This window comes from Mycobacterium angelicum, from assembly GCF_002086155.1.
In the GTDB taxonomy this organism is placed as follows: Bacteria; Actinomycetota; Actinomycetes; order Mycobacteriales; family Mycobacteriaceae; genus Mycobacterium; species Mycobacterium angelicum.
This window is the reverse complement of sequence record NZ_MVHE01000065.1, coordinates 14,544-30,366: the sequence shown is the minus strand read 5'-3', so window position 1 is coordinate 30,366 and position 15,823 is coordinate 14,544. Positions and strand designations below refer to the sequence as shown.

Sequence of the window (15,823 nt, the reverse complement as noted above, 5' to 3'; positions counted from 1 at the left end):
ACCCAGCAAGCGCCCACCCTGCTTGCGACGCCCCGGGCAGACGCGGCGATCGGCGCCGGCAGGTTCGCATCCGTAATGTCCGGTGTAGCCATGCTGTCGTTTGCGGCGGCATATCTGCTCGGTCCATGGCGAGAGGCCGACTGGAGTCTGAATTACAACGCGGTGCCGAGCGTCTTGATGTGGCTGCTGATTCTGGCCGTGATCCCGGGAATCGCCCTACTGGCGCTCGGCCGGGGGCGAACCCGCGCCGATAGGACGATCGCAGGTTGCGCCCTGGCGGCATTGGGGATCGGCACGGCCCTCAGTAAGTGGCTTCTCCAGGTTCTCGAGCCCTCCGGCTTGCTCGGCATCGTCGGCTTGCTGGTGTTGCTCAGCGCCATGGTCCCCAAACCCACCCGTGCACTCGCGCGCGGGGTTTTACTCTGCGGCGCGGGCGTTTTGGCGTTGGCCTTCCTCGACGTACTGGTGCGCCCGTACCGCGGCGTCTTCGTGCCTTCGTTTTCGCTGGTTATCGGCGGAGCCCTGGGCGTCATCGTGGTTACCGCCGGCGGCATAGCCTTGCGCCGAGCCGCGGGGGCATCGACACCACTGGCTGAAGGGCCTTCCCTCAGTGCAGGTCGGTTGGGTTGCGTCTTGGCTGGCGTGGTGCTTTTGACGTTCTCGGCGGCACTGTCCCTCGTCCCGGCATCGCACTGGTGGAAGATCGGCTTGTCCTGGCACGAGAGCTACCGCTCACTTATCAGTTCCCTGGCATGGCTGGTCATGCTCGGATTGATCCCTGGCATCGCGTTACTGGCCATGGGTCGCGGACGCGCACGCGCCGATGAAACGATGGTCGGCTGCGCTCTCGTCACCTTGACACCTAGCGGATTGCTCTTCGGCTATATCCCGCTCATTCCCCTGGTGATCTCGTTGTTGCTCGCAATCGCCGGCCTGCTGCTCTCGCTGATTCCGGCGTTTCCCCGTCCCACGCCCGCACTGGCGCGGGGCTATCTGATTTGCGGCGCAGGCACTTTGGCCTTGGCCGCGATCGCCACGCTGTATAGGTTCCGGGTGATCCATACCCCGAACCAGAATTTGGTCATTGGTTTCGCCATTGGCGTGATACTGGTGCTGGCTGGTCTCGTTGCGCGGCAGATGGCCCGCACAGGCATGGCGCGGCTACCAGCCGCGGCGGCGCGGCGCTGAACCCACCAACTGGTGCTTGTCGGCCACATCGCGACTGCGGTAGACGATGTAGGGCCGAAACAGGTAGGCGAACGGCGCGCTGAACGCGTGGACCAGCCGGGTGAACGGCCATAGCGCAAACAGCATCAGCGCGAGGAACACGTGGAGCTGGTAGTACGGCGCTGCATGGGCCATCAGATCTCCGCGCGGATCCAGAATCCAGATCGACCGGAACCAGATCGACACCTTTTGCCGGTAGTCGTGCAGCTCGCCGAAGTGTGTGGCGCCGATGAGTGTGCAACTCAAGCCGGCCACCAACGCGCACGCCAGCACCACGTACATGACCTTGTCGTTGCGGGTGGTTGCCTGGTAAACGGCCTCGTGCGTGCGACGGCGGTAGATCAACAGACCGACGCCCAGGATTGTCGCGATACCGGCAGGTATGCCGAGCATGAGCGCCTGTAGGTGATACAGGTGGTCACTCATGCCGATGCGACGGGTCAGCCATTCCGGGACGAACAGGCCCATGACGTGGCCCATGATCACGGCCAGACTGCCGAAATGGAACAACGGGTTGGCGATCGACAGCAGCCGCGACTCGTGGATCTGCGAGGAACGGGTGGTCCACCCGAACTTGTCGTACCGGTACCGCCACCAGGTGCCGACGACCACAATTGCCAGCACGACATACGGCGCGTCGTCCCAGAAGATCTCCCACAATTTCATGTCGTGCCTCGTTTAGGCGGAACGGTGAGCGTAAAGGGCTGCAGTCCAACCGATTCCGCAGGTGGGCCGGCCTGCGCCAGGCGCTGCGCCCGGCGGACGTCCTGGTCGGTGGCCACCGGCAGCGTCTGGCAGACCGCGGCCACGGCGTGCTGATAGGCAGAGTTGGCCTGGGCCAACGCGTTTCGCAGCACGTCGATCGGGACGCGATGCTCAGTGAGTAGTGCCCGCCCGGCAGCGGGATCGACGGTGGCGGCGAACTCGAGCACCACCGGCAGGTAATCGGGCGCCTCGGCCTGGGGCGGCTCGGCGCCGGCTTCGCGGTAGGCGGTCGCGAAGGCGAGCATGTCGCGCCCGCGGTTACGGGTGTCCCCGGCTGTCCAGTAGGTCAGATACATGGTGGCGCGCCGGCGCATGTCGAAGGTCTCGACGTATTCCATCGCGGCGGCCATCGGCTCCCCCCCCCGCAGGGCCGCGGCCGTCTTAACCAGCAGCGCCGCCGCCGGTTCGCCGATGTGCGTGAGCAATTCGTCGACGGTGTCCAGCCGCCGGCTCAGATCGTCATCCGGGTAGACCAACAGCAGCGACGCCGCCTGCCACACCAGCCGGTCCTGCAATCCGCTGCCCTGTTGCTTGGAGCGGGACAACAGTTTCATCGCTTGACCTGCTTCGTCTCCGGGAACAGACTCTCGGGCTTACCCCGGGCGTCCCAGTTCAGCAAGTTCGTCTGGCGTTGCCGCAGGGCGTGGAAGGTTTCCACGGCGACCGGTACCGGAACACCGCTGCCGTCGCCGAACGGGCCGGACTCATACATGCCCGGCCCACCGTCGAACGACAGTGAGCACCCCATCTCGTCGGCCATCCCGGCGTCGGGCAGCTCCGCGGCGTACGCCGTCGGAATGACATAGCGCTCTTCGTATTTCGCGATGGCCAGCAGTCGGTACATCTCATAGATCTGTTCCTCGGTCATGCCGACGGCTTCCGGGATATGCGGTTGGGTTTCCCGGCCCAGGTTGATGTCACGCATGTACGACCGCATGGCCGCCAGCCGGCGCAGCACCCCGGCGACCACTTCGGTGTCGCCGGCGGTGAACAGTTCGGCCAGGTACTGAATCGGGATGCGCAACGCTTCCAGGGCACCGAACAGGTTGCCCAGATCCTCGCCGTCGTGCCCGTCGTGGCTGACCGCGTCGACCACCGGTGACAGCGGCGGGATGTACCACACCATGGGCATGGTCCGGTATTCCGGGTGCAGCGGAAGGGCAACCTTGTAGGTGTTGATCAGTGCGTATACCGGCGAGCGCTGGGCCGCGTCGATCCACTCCTCGGAGATGCCCTGCGCCCGGGCGCCGGCGATCACCTCAGGGTCGTTGGGGTCCAACAGGATTGAGCGCTGCGCCTCGTACAGATCGGCGTCGTTCTCCACCGAGGCCGCCTCGAGCACCCGGTCGACGTCGTAGAGCACCAGGCCCAGGTAGCGCAACCGCCCCACGCACGTTTCCGAGCACACCGTCGGCAGCCCCACCTCGATGCGCGGGTAACACAGCGTGCACTTTTCGGCCTTGCCGGTTTTGTGGTTGAAATACACCTTCTTGTAAGGACATCCGGACACGCACATCCGCCAGCCGCGGCAGCGGTCCTGGTCGACGAGCACGATGCCGTCCTCGGTGCGCTTGTACATCGCACCCGACGGGCACGAGGCCACGCACGACGGGTTGAGGCAGTGCTCGCAGATCCGGGGCAGGTAGAACATGAAGGTCTCTTCGAGCTTGAGTTTGACCTCCTCGCTGACCTTCTTCAGGATCGGGTCCTGCGGCACGATTTCGGTTGAGCCGGCCAGGTTGTCGTCCCAGTTCGAGCCCCACGAGATCTTCACCGGTTCGCCGGTGATCGCGCTCTTGGGCGCGGCGGTCGGGAAGGTGTCGCCCGCGGGGGCCTGGGTCAGATTTTCGTAGTCGTAGGTCCACGGCTCGTAGTAATCGTCCATGGTGGGCAGTTTGGGGTTGGCGAAGATGCGCAGCAGCTTGGCCATGCGTCCGCCGTCGCGCAGCCGCAGCCGGCCCCTGGCGTCGCGGACCCATCCCCCGCGCCAGCGATCCTGGTCCTCGTAGGTGCGCGGATATCCCACGCCCGGACGGGTTTCCACGTTGTTGAACCACACATACTCGGTACCCGCGCGGTTGGTCCAGGCCTGCTTGCAGGTCACCGAACAGGTGTGGCAGCCAATGCATTTGTCGAGGTTCATCACCATCGCCATTTGCGCCATTACCTTCATGGTCAGTAAGTCACCTCCTGGCTACGACGGCGCACTATCGTCACCTCGTCACGCTGGTTGCCGGTCGGGCCCAGGTAGTTGAAGGCGAATGTGTGCTGGCCGTAGCCACCGGCCAAGTGGCTGGGTTTGATTCGGACTCGGGTCAGCGCGTTGTGGTTGCCGCCGCGCTTGTTGTTGGTTTCGGTGCGCGGTGTGTCCACGGTGCGCTCCTGGACGTGGTAGACGAACACCACACCGTCGGGCATGCGGTGGGAAACGATTGCGCGGCACACGTAGATGCCGTTGGCATTGACGGCCTCAACCCAATCGTTGTCGCGCACTTTGATTTTCGCAGCATCGCCCGGGCTCATCCACATGGTCGGGCCGCCGCGGGACAACGACAGCATGTACAGGTTGTCCTGATAGGTGGAGTGGAACGACCATTTCGAGTGCGGCGTCAAATACCTTACGGTCAACCCGATTCCATCTTCGGTAGGACCGAGCTCGGGCTGCTCGAACAGACGCGCCATGTCCAGCGGCGGCCGATAGACCGGCAGTTGCTCGCCGAGCTCCTCGATCCAGTCGTGGGCGAGATAGAAGTGCATGCGGCCGGTCAGCGTGTGGAACGGCTTGAGGTGCTCGATGTTGATGGTGAACGGAGCGTAGCGCCGGCCGCCGGTTTCGCTACCCGACCATTCCGGGCTGGTGATCACCGGCACCGGACGCGCCTGGGTGTCGGCGTAGGTGATGCGCTTTTCCTCGCTGCCCTCGGCCAGGTGAGCCAGCCGTTGCCCGGTGCGCTTCTCCAGCTCGAGGAAGCCCTCGACGGCCAGCCGCCCGTTGCAGGTGCCGGACAGGGCCAGGATCGTGTCTGCCATCCGGCGCGCGGTGGTGATCGCCGGACGGCCCGCGGCCGCCCCGGAATTCATCACACCGAACTTGGCGGCCAACTCGTTGACTTCCCGGAACGGGTGCACGGTGTAGCCCTTCACCGTCATCCCGAACTTGTCGACCAGCGGTCCCAGCGTCACCCACTTGTCGTAGGTCGCGGCGTAGTCGCGCTCGACCACGGTGAGCTTGCTCATCGTGCGCCCCGGCACCGGAATTTTGCCGGTTTGCAGCCAATCGTGTTCGGTGCCATCGGGATACGCCATGGCATCCGGGGTGTCATGCTGCAGCGCGGTCAGCACCACATCGGAGCGGGTGCCCAGGTGGCGCTGGGCCAGCGCGCTGAAGGTGCGGGCGATCGCGGCGAAAGCATCGAAATCCGAACGGGTTTCCCACGGCGGGTCGATGGCCGGGCTGAACGCGTGCACGTAGGGGTGCATGTCGGTGCTGGACAGGTCGTTCTTCTCGTACCAGGTCGCGGCGGGCAGCACCACGTCGGACACCAGTGTCGTCGACGTCATCCGGAAGTCGATCGACATCATCAGATCGAGCTTGCCCTCCGGGATGCCGGACTCGGGAGGCTCGGCCTGCACGTTGGAGTCGGTGCCCAGCAGATGGCGCAGGAAGTACTCGCCGCCCTTGCCCGACGAGCCGATCAGATTGGCCCGCCAGACGGTCAGCACCCGCGGCCAGTTGACCGGGTTGTCCGGATCGGTGATCGCCAGCTTCAGCTTGCGCTGCGCGAGTTGTTCAGTGACATAGTCGGATACGTCGCGGCCCGCCTCCTGCGCCTCGTCGGCGACGTCGAGACTGGACCGGTCGAACTGCGGGTAGAACGGGCTCCAGCCCATGGCCGTCGCGGAGGTCATCAGGTCCATGGTGTGCTTGCCGTCGAACCGGCCGCGGCCCACCGGGCTGGTCAGCTTGTCCGCGCCGTAGGCGTCGTAGCGCCACTGGTCGGTGTGGGCATACCAGTACGACGCACCGGGCACCTGGCGGGGCGGACGCGCCCAGTCCGTGGCGTTGGCCAGGGTCTGCCATCCGGTCAGCGGGCGCACCTTCTCCTGGCCGACGTAGTGTGCCCAGCCGCCGCCGTTGCGGCCCATCGACCCGGTCAACAGCAGCAGCGCCAGCACCGAGCGGTAGATGACGTCGCCGTGGAACCAATGGCAGATGCCGCCGCCCATGATGACCATGGATCGTCCGCCGGACTCCTCTGCGTTGCGGGCGAATTCCTTGGCGATGCGGATGGCTTGGGCGGCCGGCACTCCGGTGATCGGCTCCTGCCAGGCCGGGGTGTTCTGCTGGCTGGCGTCGTCGTATCCGGTGGGCCATTCGCCGGGCAGGCCCGGGCGCTGGACCGCATAGTGGGCCAGCATCAGGTCGAGCACCGTGCACACCAGATGCTTGCCGACGCGGCGCACCGGCACCCCTCGGGACACCGTCTCACCGTGGCCGTCGATGGTGTCAAAGCTCGGCAGGTCGACGAGTTCGGCTGCCGCGTCATCTCTTTCGACGCTGAGCGCCGGTATCACCGGGCCCAGGTCCAGGTTCCACTTGCCGACGCCGTCCTCGCCGAAACGGAAACCCAGCGAGCCGTGCGGGATGACGACGCGGTTGGTGACCTCGTCCAGCAGTGCGGGTTTGAATGCCGAGTTCTCGACTTCTTCGCCAATGTCGGCGGCCGTCAAGAACTTTCCCGGCACCAGCTTGTCGCCGCGCTGTTCCAGCTTGATCAGGAACGGCAGATCGGTGTAGCGGCGGACGTAGTCGGCGAAGAACGGAACCTGTTTCTGCACATAGCATTCCGAGAGAATGACGTGGCCCATCGCCATGGCCAGGGCGGCGTCGGTGCCGGCCGCACAACGCATCCACTCGTCGGCGAACTTGGTGTTGTCGGCGTAATCAGGGCTTACCACAACGACTTTGGAGCCGCGGTAACGCGCCTCGGCCATCCAGTGCGCGTCCGGGGTGCGGGTGATCGGGACGTTGGAGCCCCACATCATCAGATAGGAAGCGTCCCACCAGTCCCCGGATTCGGGAACATCGGTCTGGTCCCCGAACACCTGCGGCGAGGCCACGGGCAGATCGGCATACCAGTCGTAGAACGACGTCATCACGCCGCCGATCAGCTCGATGAACCGCGAGCCCGCGGCATGGCTGACCATCGACATGGCCGGTATCGGCGTGAAGCCGGCGACCCGGTCCGGCCCGTAGGTCTTGATGGTGTGCACATGCGCCGCGGCGATCATCTCGGTGGCCTCGGCCCAGCTCACCCGGACCAGCCCGCCCTTGCCGCGAGCCTGCTGATAGCGCTGACGGCGCTGCGGGTCGGACTGGATGTCGGCCCACGCCAGCACCGGGTCTCCGAGCCGGGCTTTGGCTTCGCGGAACATCTCGATCAGCACGCCGCGGGCATAGGGGTAACGCACCCGGGTGGGCGAATAGCTGTACCAGGAGAACGAGGCTCCGCGGGGACAGCCGCGCGGCTCGTATTCGGGTCGGTCCGGGCCCACCGACGGGTAGTCGGTCTGCTGCGTCTCCCAGGTGATGATCCCGTCCTTGACGTAGATCTTCCACGAGCAGGAACCGGTGCAGTTGACCCCGTGGGTGGAGCGAACCACCTTGTCGTGGCTCCATCGGTCGCGATAGAAGACGTCGCCCTCACGGCCGCCGCGCCGGGTTACCGTGCGCAGATCAGACGAGAATTCGCCCGGCGTGAAGAAGCGCCCGCTGCGCTCCAGCAGTTCCTCGAGGTGTCCGCCGATGTGGTGAGTGACGGTCAAGCGATAGGCCTCCTTGCCCTGATCAGCTACCGGCACGATCGTTCATACCCCATGGTCCACCGCCATATGCGGCATCGCGACAACAACTCGCTGGAAATTTGCTGTATGGGGCCTGTGGATTCACATTGCCTTCGTCAGATCGCCAAGCCAGGCACGATCGGCCGGCACCCAATCGACGTCGGGCAGTTCGGCCGCGGTGACCCAGCGCAGCGCCCGATGGTCGTGCGGGTGGGGTACTCCGCGCAGCAGGCTTACCTGGTACGCACGCAGTGTCGTGGTGTCGTTCAACGCGACGTCGGCGCCGATACGCCGGCCCACCGCGACGTCCTCGACCCGCAGACCCAGCTCCTCGGCCAGTTCGCGGGCCAGCGCGGCAGGCTCGGTTTCCCCCGGCGCGACCTTTCCCCCGGGAAGTTCCCAGCGGCCCGCCAATTCCGGCGGCCGATCGCGCTGGGCCACCAGGACCGCATCACCGGAGAAGATCGCTCCGGCGACGACGATCAGATTCGGCATTGCCAGTGACGGTATACCGTCGAGGTATGGCTGTGTTAACCGATGAGCAAGTCGACGCCGCACTGCCCGACCTCAGCGGCTGGGAACGCGCCGACGGCGCCCTGCGCCGATCGATCAAGTTCCCCTCGTTTTTGGCCGGCATCGACGCCGTGCGACGGGTGGCCGAGCGCGCCGAGGAGAAAGACCATCACCCCGATATCGATATCCGTTGGCGGACAGTGACTTTCGCGTTAGTGACGCATTCCGAGGGTGGCATCACCCAAAACGACGTCGACATGGCGCGCGATATTAACGGAATAGTCGAGACGTAACCCGCGACTCTGTGTGAACATTGCCCTCGATGGCGCTGCACAGATCGGCCCCGGTGAGGTTCGCGCTGGCACTGACACTGGCAATGGCGGGGACAGGCGTCGCGTGCGCCCATCGTGATTCGCCGCCGAGCGCCCAGCCGCCTTCGGCCTCCGTACCCACCGCGCCGCCTACGGTCGTCCACCCGGCGGCGCAGTATGAACCGGGTCCCTGCCCCGCGGTGCCGCAACCTTCGCCACAGCTGGCCACGGCGCACTGCGCCACGCTGGTGGTACCGGAGAATCGCACCAAACCCGGTGGGCGCACGCTGCGGCTGGCGGTTGCGATCGTCCCGTCGGAAACCCAGCCGGCCGCCGCCGACCCGATCGTCATCTTCACCGGTGGCCCCGGCGAGGACGCGATCATCGACCCGCCGATTGCCGAGGGCGTCGGCCTCAACCGCAACCGCGATCTGATCCTGCTTGCCCAGCGCGGCAATCACTCGTCGCAACCGGCGCTGACTTGCCCGGAGATCGATCAGTTCTTCGCGCGCCGGGCGGGCCTGGTGTATGACGCGGCGAGCACCGGCGACGAGTACGTGCAAGCGGTGCGGACCTGCCACGACCGGCTGGCCGGCAGTGCCGACCTGTCGGCCTTCAACTCCACCGAGAGCGCCTACGACCTGATCGACTTACGCAATGCGCTGCACATCAACCAGTGGAATGTGTTCTCCCACTCCTACGGCACCGACCTGGCGTTGATCTACTCGCGGCTGGACGCGCCGGCCATGCGCTCGCTGGTATTGGATGGGTCGACGCCGCCGTCGATCTCGAGTCCGAGTTGGACCTGGGGCAGCGCGCGGGAAGCGTTCGACAACATGATGAGCGCGTGCACGGTCCAACCGGACTGCCAAGCGCACTATCCCAACCTCGCCGACACCTTCGTCCGGCAGGTCAACGAACTCGAGGCACATCCGGTGACCGCCACGGTCAACGTCGAAGGCGTGGGCGACACCAAGATAGTGCTCGACGGCGGAGTTCTGCTGAACTGGATGGTCCCAATGGGAACCCACTTTCCGGCCGAGTTGCCCGCCGCCATCGACGAACTGGTGCACGGCAATCCAACGCGGATCGCCAAGCAGTGGGCGATGGCCTGGGTGAACCCCGCCAAGGTGGGCGTCATGGGCTGGGGCCTGAGCTTGAGCGTCTGGTGCAGCGAGTGGGTTCCGTTCGACTCCGCCGACGACCAACTGCGTGCCGCCCGACAGGTCTTCGCCGCGCTGCCCGATTCGGTGCGCGCCCAGGCGCCGCAACTGCCGTTCCTGCGGCAGGCATGCGCAGCCTGGAACGTGCCCAAGGCCTCGGACTGGGTGCGCGGGATCAGCAACGCCACGATGCCGGCGCTGGCGTTGTCCGGCAGCTATGACGGCCAGACCGGCGCCGCGTCGGGACAGTATGTGGCCCAGCATCTTCCGCATGCGATTTCGGTGACGGTGCCGGGCGTCGCGCACGGAATCTACGCCGACCACTGCGGTGCCGTCGTCATCGCGTCGTTCTTCGACAACCCGCAGCAGCCCGACACCAGCTGTATCAACTCGACACAGCCGCCGCGCTACGCCATTGCCCCGCCACCACCGTGACGGTGACTCGTCGGGCCCTGCTGAGCGGCGCCGTGGCGGGGGCAGCGACCCTGGGTTTGGCGTCGTGTTCGTCGAAACCTGCTGAGCCGGCCAAGCCCGCATCCGCGTTCGACGAGCTCGACGGCAAGATCACCGCGGGCATGAAGGCCTACGGGATTCCCGGCGCCGCGGTTGGCGTCTGGGCCGGCGGACGAGAATATCTCAAGGGTTACGGCGTCACCAACATCGACCATCCGCTACCCGTCGACGCCGACACCATGTTCCGGATCGGTTCCACCACAAAGACTTTCACGGGTACCACGATGATGCGGCTGGTGGACGAGGGCAAGGTCGACCTGGACGCCCCGGTGCGCCGCTATCTTCCGGAGTTCGCCGTTGCCGACCCGGCGGCCAGTGCCGCGGTGACGGTGCGACAGCTGCTCAACCACACTCCGGGCTGGCTGGGTGACGATGTCCAGGACTTCGGGCGTGGCGACGATGCGGTCAGCCGTTATGTCGCGTCGATGACGCGGCTGCCGCAGCTGAATCCACCGGGGGCCGTATTCGCTTACAACAACGCGGGTTTGGTGGTTGCGGGCCGGATCATCGAGGCCGTCACCGGGTCTAGTTATGAAACGGCGGTGCACAACCTGCTGCTCGACCCGCTGCAGCTGAGCCATACCCAATACTTCTCCGACCAGATCATCGGTCTCAATGTCGCGGCCGCACACAACGTCGTCGACGGCAAAGCCGTGGTGGATACCGGCTTTTGGCACTTCCCGCGCAGTTGCAACCCCACCGGCGGGCTGATCTCCAATGCCCGGGATCAACTGCGCTACGCAAGGTTTCACCTCGGCGACGGCACCGCACCGAACGGGACCCGGCTGATGAGCGCGCAGGCGCTGACCGCGATGCGCTCAAACCCGGGCGCCGGCGGGACATTACAGGTCGAGCTCACCGGGATGGGTGTGGCCTGGATGCTGCGGCCCTGCGCGGAGAACGTGACCATAGTCCAGCACGGCGGCACCTGGAACGGGCAACGGTCGGGTTTCTTCATGGTGCCCGAACGCAATTTCGCCATGACACTGCTCACCAATTCCGAAGGCGGAGCCGCGCTGCTGATCGACCTCTTCGCCGACGACTGGGCGCTGCGCCGGTTCGCCACCGTGAGCAATCTGCCCGCCACGCCACAGCACCTCGGCGCCAGTGACCTGGCGCCGTATGTGGGACGGTACGTCGCCGAACTGGTCCCCGAATCCGGCGATCTCGAACGGGCCGTCATCGAATTCCGTTCGGGCAACGGCCAATTGGACGGCACCATGAGCGACGGCGGCACCGATCCGGGTAGCCCGTTCGGTCTTGCCTTCTACCGGCCGGACTACGGCCTCGACCTCGCAGCCGACGGCAAGCCGACGGGCACCCGCTCGAATTTCATCCGCGACCCGGTCGGCAATGTCATTTGGTTCCGCACCCACGGGCGGCTGTTCCGCCGCGAGTACCTGCCGTAGCGATCCAGCCCAGCGTGGCCAGCGTCGCCACCAGGTAAATCAGCCCGGCCCAGGCCAGATACCAGGGCCGGCTGATCTGCCAGATGGTTGGTTGGGCAAAACTCAGCAACCATGGGACGCCCACGACGGTCAGGGCCAACCAGCCCCAGCCCAGAATCCGGGCCCCGAGCCGCTCGCGCAGCGGCCCGTGCAGCAGCCAAATCATCAACGGCACCAGCCACACCCAGTGGTGCGTCCACGAGATCGGCGAGGCCAGCAGCCCGAACATCTCGACCACCAGCAGCTTGCCCAGCTGATCGGATGCATCGAGGGCCCGCCAGGCCAGCACGGCCAACACGGCGGTGACGGCGATCCCGGCCAGGACCAGCGGACCAAAACCGGCGTCGCAGCCCAGAATTCGCGAGATCGCGCCGCGCCAGGATTGGTTGAACGACGTGGCGATCGGTCCGACCCGGCGGGCGTCACCCAGCAGATCGGTGAAGTAGTAGCGGGCCTGGTCGCCGACCACCACCAGCGACGCCACCACGGTGCCCAGGAAGACGACCGCGGAGAACGCGGCGGCCCACCACCGCCGGACGCCGACGAGATAGATGCCGGCGACGGCCGGTGTCAGCTTGATTCCGGCCGCCACGCCGACCAGCAGTCCCGTCAGCCAGGACCGGGTGGTGTAGACCCCCCACAACACCGCGAGCATCAGCAACACGTTGACCTGGCCGTAGTCGAACGTGCTGCGCAACGGCTCGAGCCAGACGGCGACGGCGGTCCACACCATCGCGACGCGGTGTCCCTCGCTCGCGGCGACGCCCATCAGGCGCTGGGTGAGGCGGACCGAGCCGTACAGCGCGGCCATGGTTGCCACCTGCCAGAGGAAGGCGACCACGCCGAACGGCAGCAGATGCAGCGGATAGAAGACGACCGCCGCGAACGGCGGATAGGTGAACGGCAGCGGGAAGTCCGGCGTCTGGTCGGCGTAGACGTAGCTGTACAGCGTGCCGGGATGATCGAGCGCGGCTCCGCCGCCAAGGTAAACGTGCAGGTCTACGAAGTTTGCGCCGTGGGGAGCCAAGTACGTCCAGGCGAATCGCGCGGCGATGCTGAGGACCAGCAGCAGCGGCGCCGCGCGAGCCGCCGGAGCGGGTGAAGTGGTGTTTATCTGCCCGACTCTAGCGATCGCGTTGCGGCCTGGTCACTGCCGCCACTCGTATCGGTAACGATCACATAAATGCCACACGTGTCACTTGAGTCACATCTGTACCGCGATAGCTTCGTCCGCAGGTCCTGTGGGGGACCTGCCATCGACAACCAGGGAGAGTCATGCCAACCATCTGGACCTACGTACGCGCCGGCGCGGTGTTAGTCGGCTCGTCCGCAGCACTACTGACGGGCGGTATCGCCCACGCAGACCCGGCACCGGCGCCGGCGGACCCCGTTAGCAACATTCCGCAGCAGCTCATCGCGTCCGCGGCCAACGCGCCGCAGATCCTGCAGAACCTCGCGTCGGCCCTGGGGGCCACGCCGCCGCTGGCGCCGCGGACGCCAGATCCGGCGCCCGCGGCTCCTGGGCTGGCCAGCGTGCTGCCCGGCCTGACGCCGGCGGCTCCGGCTGCGGTTGCGCCATCGCCTGCGACCGTGCCGTCCATTCCGGGGGTGACCACGCCGATTCCGGGGCTCACCGCGCCGGCCGCAGCCGCACCCGCGCCGGCACCCGCCGCGGTTCCGCCGATTCCCGGTGTGACCACGCCGATTCCGGGGCTCACCGCGCCGGCCGCGGCGGCACCCGCGCCTGCGACTCCGGCCATTCCCGGGGTGACCACGCCGATCCCGGGGGTTACCGCACCGCTGGCGCCTGCGGCTCCCGCGGCCGCACCCGCGGCGGCGCTGCCCGGGCTGGCCTCGGCGATCCCCGGTCTTGCCCAGGCGGCTCTGCCGGGGCTGGCGTCGGGCGCCATCCCGGGATTGCCGACCGCCGGCGTGCCTGGTGCGCCTGGTGCGCCGGCGCCGGCTGCGCCGTCGAACCCGCCGCAGACGTTGCTCGCCGCACTGCCCTGAGCAAACGTTTCTAAACGGCTGACGATCACCTAAGGACCGGGAGAACACCGTGGCAAGCACTTGGAGTCTGTCCAAAGGTTTGGCCGCTGTAGTCGTCACATCGGCTGCCGCGCTCGCAATTTCGCCGAGCGCGGCAGCCGACCCGGCGACACCGCCGCCCAACCCCACCCAACAGCTACCGGGCTTGCCGGCGTTAACCCAGTTAAGTCCGATAATCCAGCAAGCGGCCACTAACCCGGCGCAGGCGACGCAGCTGTTGATGGCGGCAGCGCAAGCGTTCGCGCACAGTCCGTCGGCGCCGGCCGAATCCAAGAACGTCGCGTCGTCGGTGACTCAGTTCGTCGCGGAACCGAATAATCCCGCTCCCCCGCCGGCCGCGGTCACCCCTCCCGAGGCCGGGCCGGTTCCGCACATACCGCCGGTGGGTGTGGAGCCTTGGACGGTTGCACACCTACCGACGGGTGTCGATCCGGCTCACGCCGCGGGCCCACCGGCGGCGGGTGTGCCTCCGGTCGCCGCACCCGCTCCGGCGCCGAGTGCTTTCACTCCCCCGGCTCCGGCGGCCGCGCCTGCTCCGGCTCCGGCTCCGGCTGCGGCCCCGGCTCCTGCTCCTGCTGCGGCTCCGTCTGCGCCGACCCCGGCTGCTGCTGCGGCTCCGGCTCCTGCTCCGGCCGCGCCGGCTCCGGCTCCTGCTCCGGCCGCACCGGCTCCGGCTGCGGCTCCGGCTCCGGCTGCGGCTCCTGCTCCGGGATTTGGCCCCGACGCGCCGCCCACGCAGGACTTCATGTATCCCTCGATCGGCAGCAATTGCCTAGGGGACGGCAACAATTCACTGGCGACCGCATTGTCGGTCGCGGGACCGGCCACCATCCCGGCACCGGGTCCCGGGCCGGGGCAGACCGCCTACGTGTTCACTGCGGTTGGGACCCCTGGACCGGCCGATGTGCAACGGTTGCCGTTGAACGTCACCTGGGTGAACCTGACCACCGGCAAGTCGGGTAGCGCAACACTCAAGCCGCGCGGCGACATCAACCCCGAGGGGCCCACCACGTTGACGGTGATCGCCGACACCGGCTCGGGCAGCATCATGTCGACGATCTTCGGGCAGGTCACCACGAAGGATCGGCAATGCCAGTTCATGCCGACCATCGGTTCGACGGTCGTGCCCTAGTTTCCCTGCGCGAGCGTGCATGTTTGTACGGCGTGCACGGCGTGCCGCCGTACAAACATGCACGCTCGCGGGAAATTAGTAGGCCATGAAGAGGATGGCGTCGCGGTCGTAGTCCAGGCCCGGGTGAACGCTGGCAAGGTGAGCCTGGGTCAGTTCGACCAGTTCGTCCTCGTCCTTGCCGACGATGGCTTCGCCGCACGGACACGTAATGTGTGTCTTCACGTTGCCGCCTTTCCCTTGGCTTCTTTGGCTGCTGCTTTCATCTGCTTCTTGTACGACCGCACCTGCCCTAACGACTGCGCATCGACGATATCGGCGACGGAGACATACGTGCCGGGTTTGCCGAATTCTCCGGCGGCGGCCTGCCAGCCCTTGGGCGTCACGCCGTACTGCTTGCCCAGCAACGCCAGAAAGATCTGCGCCTTCTGCTCGCCGAAGCCGGGTAGCCCCTTGAGCCGACGCAGCAGCTCCTTGCCATCGGGCTCACCGGCGGTCCACAACGCGGCGGCGTCCCCGTTGTAGCGGTCGACGACAATTTGCGCCAAGGCTTGGATGCGCTTGGCCATCGATCCCGGAAACCGGTGTATGGCAGGCCTTTCCGAGCACAGCGCGGCAAACTTATCCGGGTCGTAGTCGGCGATCTCGGCGGCGTCGAAGCCGCCCATCCGATCGGCGATCTTCTTGGGTCCCGCGAACGCGGTCTCCATCGGCACCTGCTGATCAAGCAACATTCCGACCAGCAACGCGAATGGATTGGAGTCCAACAGGGCGTCGGCGGCCGGTTCTTGGACAAGCTGCAGTTTCGGCACCCGCCCAGTCTAGGCCGGTACCGCCAGGCCCGAATTGCAGCACCGGCTC

The 15,823-nt window shown here is 66.6% G+C and carries 14 protein-coding genes; 6 read left to right on the top strand and 8 right to left on the bottom strand.

The window, feature by feature from the left end:
- The first annotated feature begins 75 nt into the window (after positions 1-75).
- Entirely contained in the window at positions 76-1,188 is a 1,113-nt protein-coding gene (locus BST12_RS24265; protein ID WP_083115790.1) for a hypothetical protein, read from the top strand.
- Here the strand turns inward: BST12_RS24265 and narI are convergent.
- The 5 genes from narI to BST12_RS24240 all read right to left on the bottom strand — a co-directional run bounded on the left by narI (position 1,162) and on the right by BST12_RS24240 (position 8,331).
- Positions 1,162-1,893, bottom strand: a complete 732-nt coding sequence (gene narI, locus BST12_RS24260) for a respiratory nitrate reductase subunit gamma (protein ID WP_083115789.1) — start codon at positions 1,891-1,893, stop codon at positions 1,162-1,164. The two genes, BST12_RS24265 and narI, sit on opposite strands and share 27 nt — an antisense overlap.
- Entirely contained in the window at positions 1,890-2,546 is a 657-nt protein-coding gene (narJ, locus tag BST12_RS24255; protein WP_083115788.1) for a nitrate reductase molybdenum cofactor assembly chaperone, read from the bottom strand. The genes narI and narJ overlap by 4 nt, the downstream gene beginning before the upstream one ends.
- A complete protein-coding gene (narH, locus tag BST12_RS24250) occupies positions 2,543-4,165 on the bottom strand; it encodes a nitrate reductase subunit beta (protein WP_083115787.1) in 1,623 nt (540 codons plus the stop codon). The genes narJ and narH overlap by 4 nt, the downstream gene beginning before the upstream one ends.
- Before the next feature lie 2 nt (positions 4,166-4,167).
- Positions 4,168-7,818, bottom strand: a complete 3,651-nt coding sequence (locus BST12_RS24245) for a nitrate reductase subunit alpha (RefSeq protein WP_083115795.1) — start codon at positions 7,816-7,818, stop codon at positions 4,168-4,170.
- Between the two features lie 120 nt (positions 7,819-7,938).
- A complete protein-coding gene (locus BST12_RS24240) occupies positions 7,939-8,331 on the bottom strand; it encodes a (deoxy)nucleoside triphosphate pyrophosphohydrolase (RefSeq protein WP_083115786.1) in 393 nt (130 codons plus the stop codon).
- Positions 8,332-8,357: 26 nt separating this feature from the next.
- Here BST12_RS24240 and BST12_RS24235 point away from each other — a divergent pair, with 26 nt between their 5' ends.
- The 3 genes from BST12_RS24235 to BST12_RS24225 all read left to right on the top strand — a co-directional run bounded on the left by BST12_RS24235 (position 8,358) and on the right by BST12_RS24225 (position 11,745).
- Positions 8,358-8,642, top strand: coding sequence for a 4a-hydroxytetrahydrobiopterin dehydratase (locus tag BST12_RS24235; RefSeq protein ID WP_083115785.1), 285 nt, complete (start codon positions 8,358-8,360; stop codon positions 8,640-8,642).
- Between the two features lie 218 nt (positions 8,643-8,860).
- Positions 8,861-10,258, top strand: a complete 1,398-nt coding sequence (locus BST12_RS24230) for an alpha/beta fold hydrolase (RefSeq protein ID WP_245850544.1) — start codon at positions 8,861-8,863, stop codon at positions 10,256-10,258.
- Positions 10,259-10,290: 32 nt separating this feature from the next.
- Positions 10,291-11,745 (top strand): serine hydrolase domain-containing protein, encoded by a 1,455-nt coding sequence (locus BST12_RS24225; RefSeq protein ID WP_245850546.1) that lies wholly within the window; start codon positions 10,291-10,293, stop codon positions 11,743-11,745.
- On the opposite strand, the gene BST12_RS24220 is transcribed toward BST12_RS24225, so the two are convergent.
- Complete coding sequence (locus tag BST12_RS24220) at positions 11,693-12,916, bottom strand: mannosyltransferase (RefSeq protein WP_083115783.1); 1,224 nt, start codon at positions 12,914-12,916, stop codon at positions 11,693-11,695. The two genes, BST12_RS24225 and BST12_RS24220, sit on opposite strands and share 53 nt — an antisense overlap.
- A 143-nt stretch (positions 12,917-13,059) precedes the next feature.
- On the opposite strand from BST12_RS24220, the gene BST12_RS24215 reads away from it, so the two are divergent.
- Together BST12_RS24215 and BST12_RS24210 are read left to right on the top strand one after the other, a co-directional pair.
- Positions 13,060-13,794: a hypothetical protein gene (locus tag BST12_RS24215; RefSeq protein ID WP_083115782.1), complete on the top strand. Its 735-nt coding sequence runs from the start codon at positions 13,060-13,062 to the stop codon at positions 13,792-13,794.
- A gap of 49 nt (positions 13,795-13,843) precedes the next feature.
- The gene (locus tag BST12_RS24210) at positions 13,844-14,965 is read left to right on the top strand and encodes an Rv1157c family protein (protein WP_083115781.1); all 1,122 of its coding nucleotides are present in this window, start codon (positions 13,844-13,846) and stop codon (positions 14,963-14,965) included.
- Positions 14,966-15,040: 75 nt separating this feature from the next.
- On the opposite strand, the gene BST12_RS24205 is transcribed toward BST12_RS24210, so the two are convergent.
- A complete protein-coding gene (locus tag BST12_RS24205) occupies positions 15,041-15,187 on the bottom strand; it encodes a hypothetical protein (RefSeq protein WP_063892814.1) in 147 nt (48 codons plus the stop codon).
- On the bottom strand, positions 15,184-15,774 hold the full coding sequence (locus BST12_RS24200) for an HhH-GPD-type base excision DNA repair protein (RefSeq protein ID WP_083115780.1): 591 nt from the start codon (positions 15,772-15,774) through the stop codon (positions 15,184-15,186). The genes BST12_RS24205 and BST12_RS24200 overlap by 4 nt, the downstream gene beginning before the upstream one ends.
- Positions 15,775-15,823 lie beyond the last annotated feature (49 nt).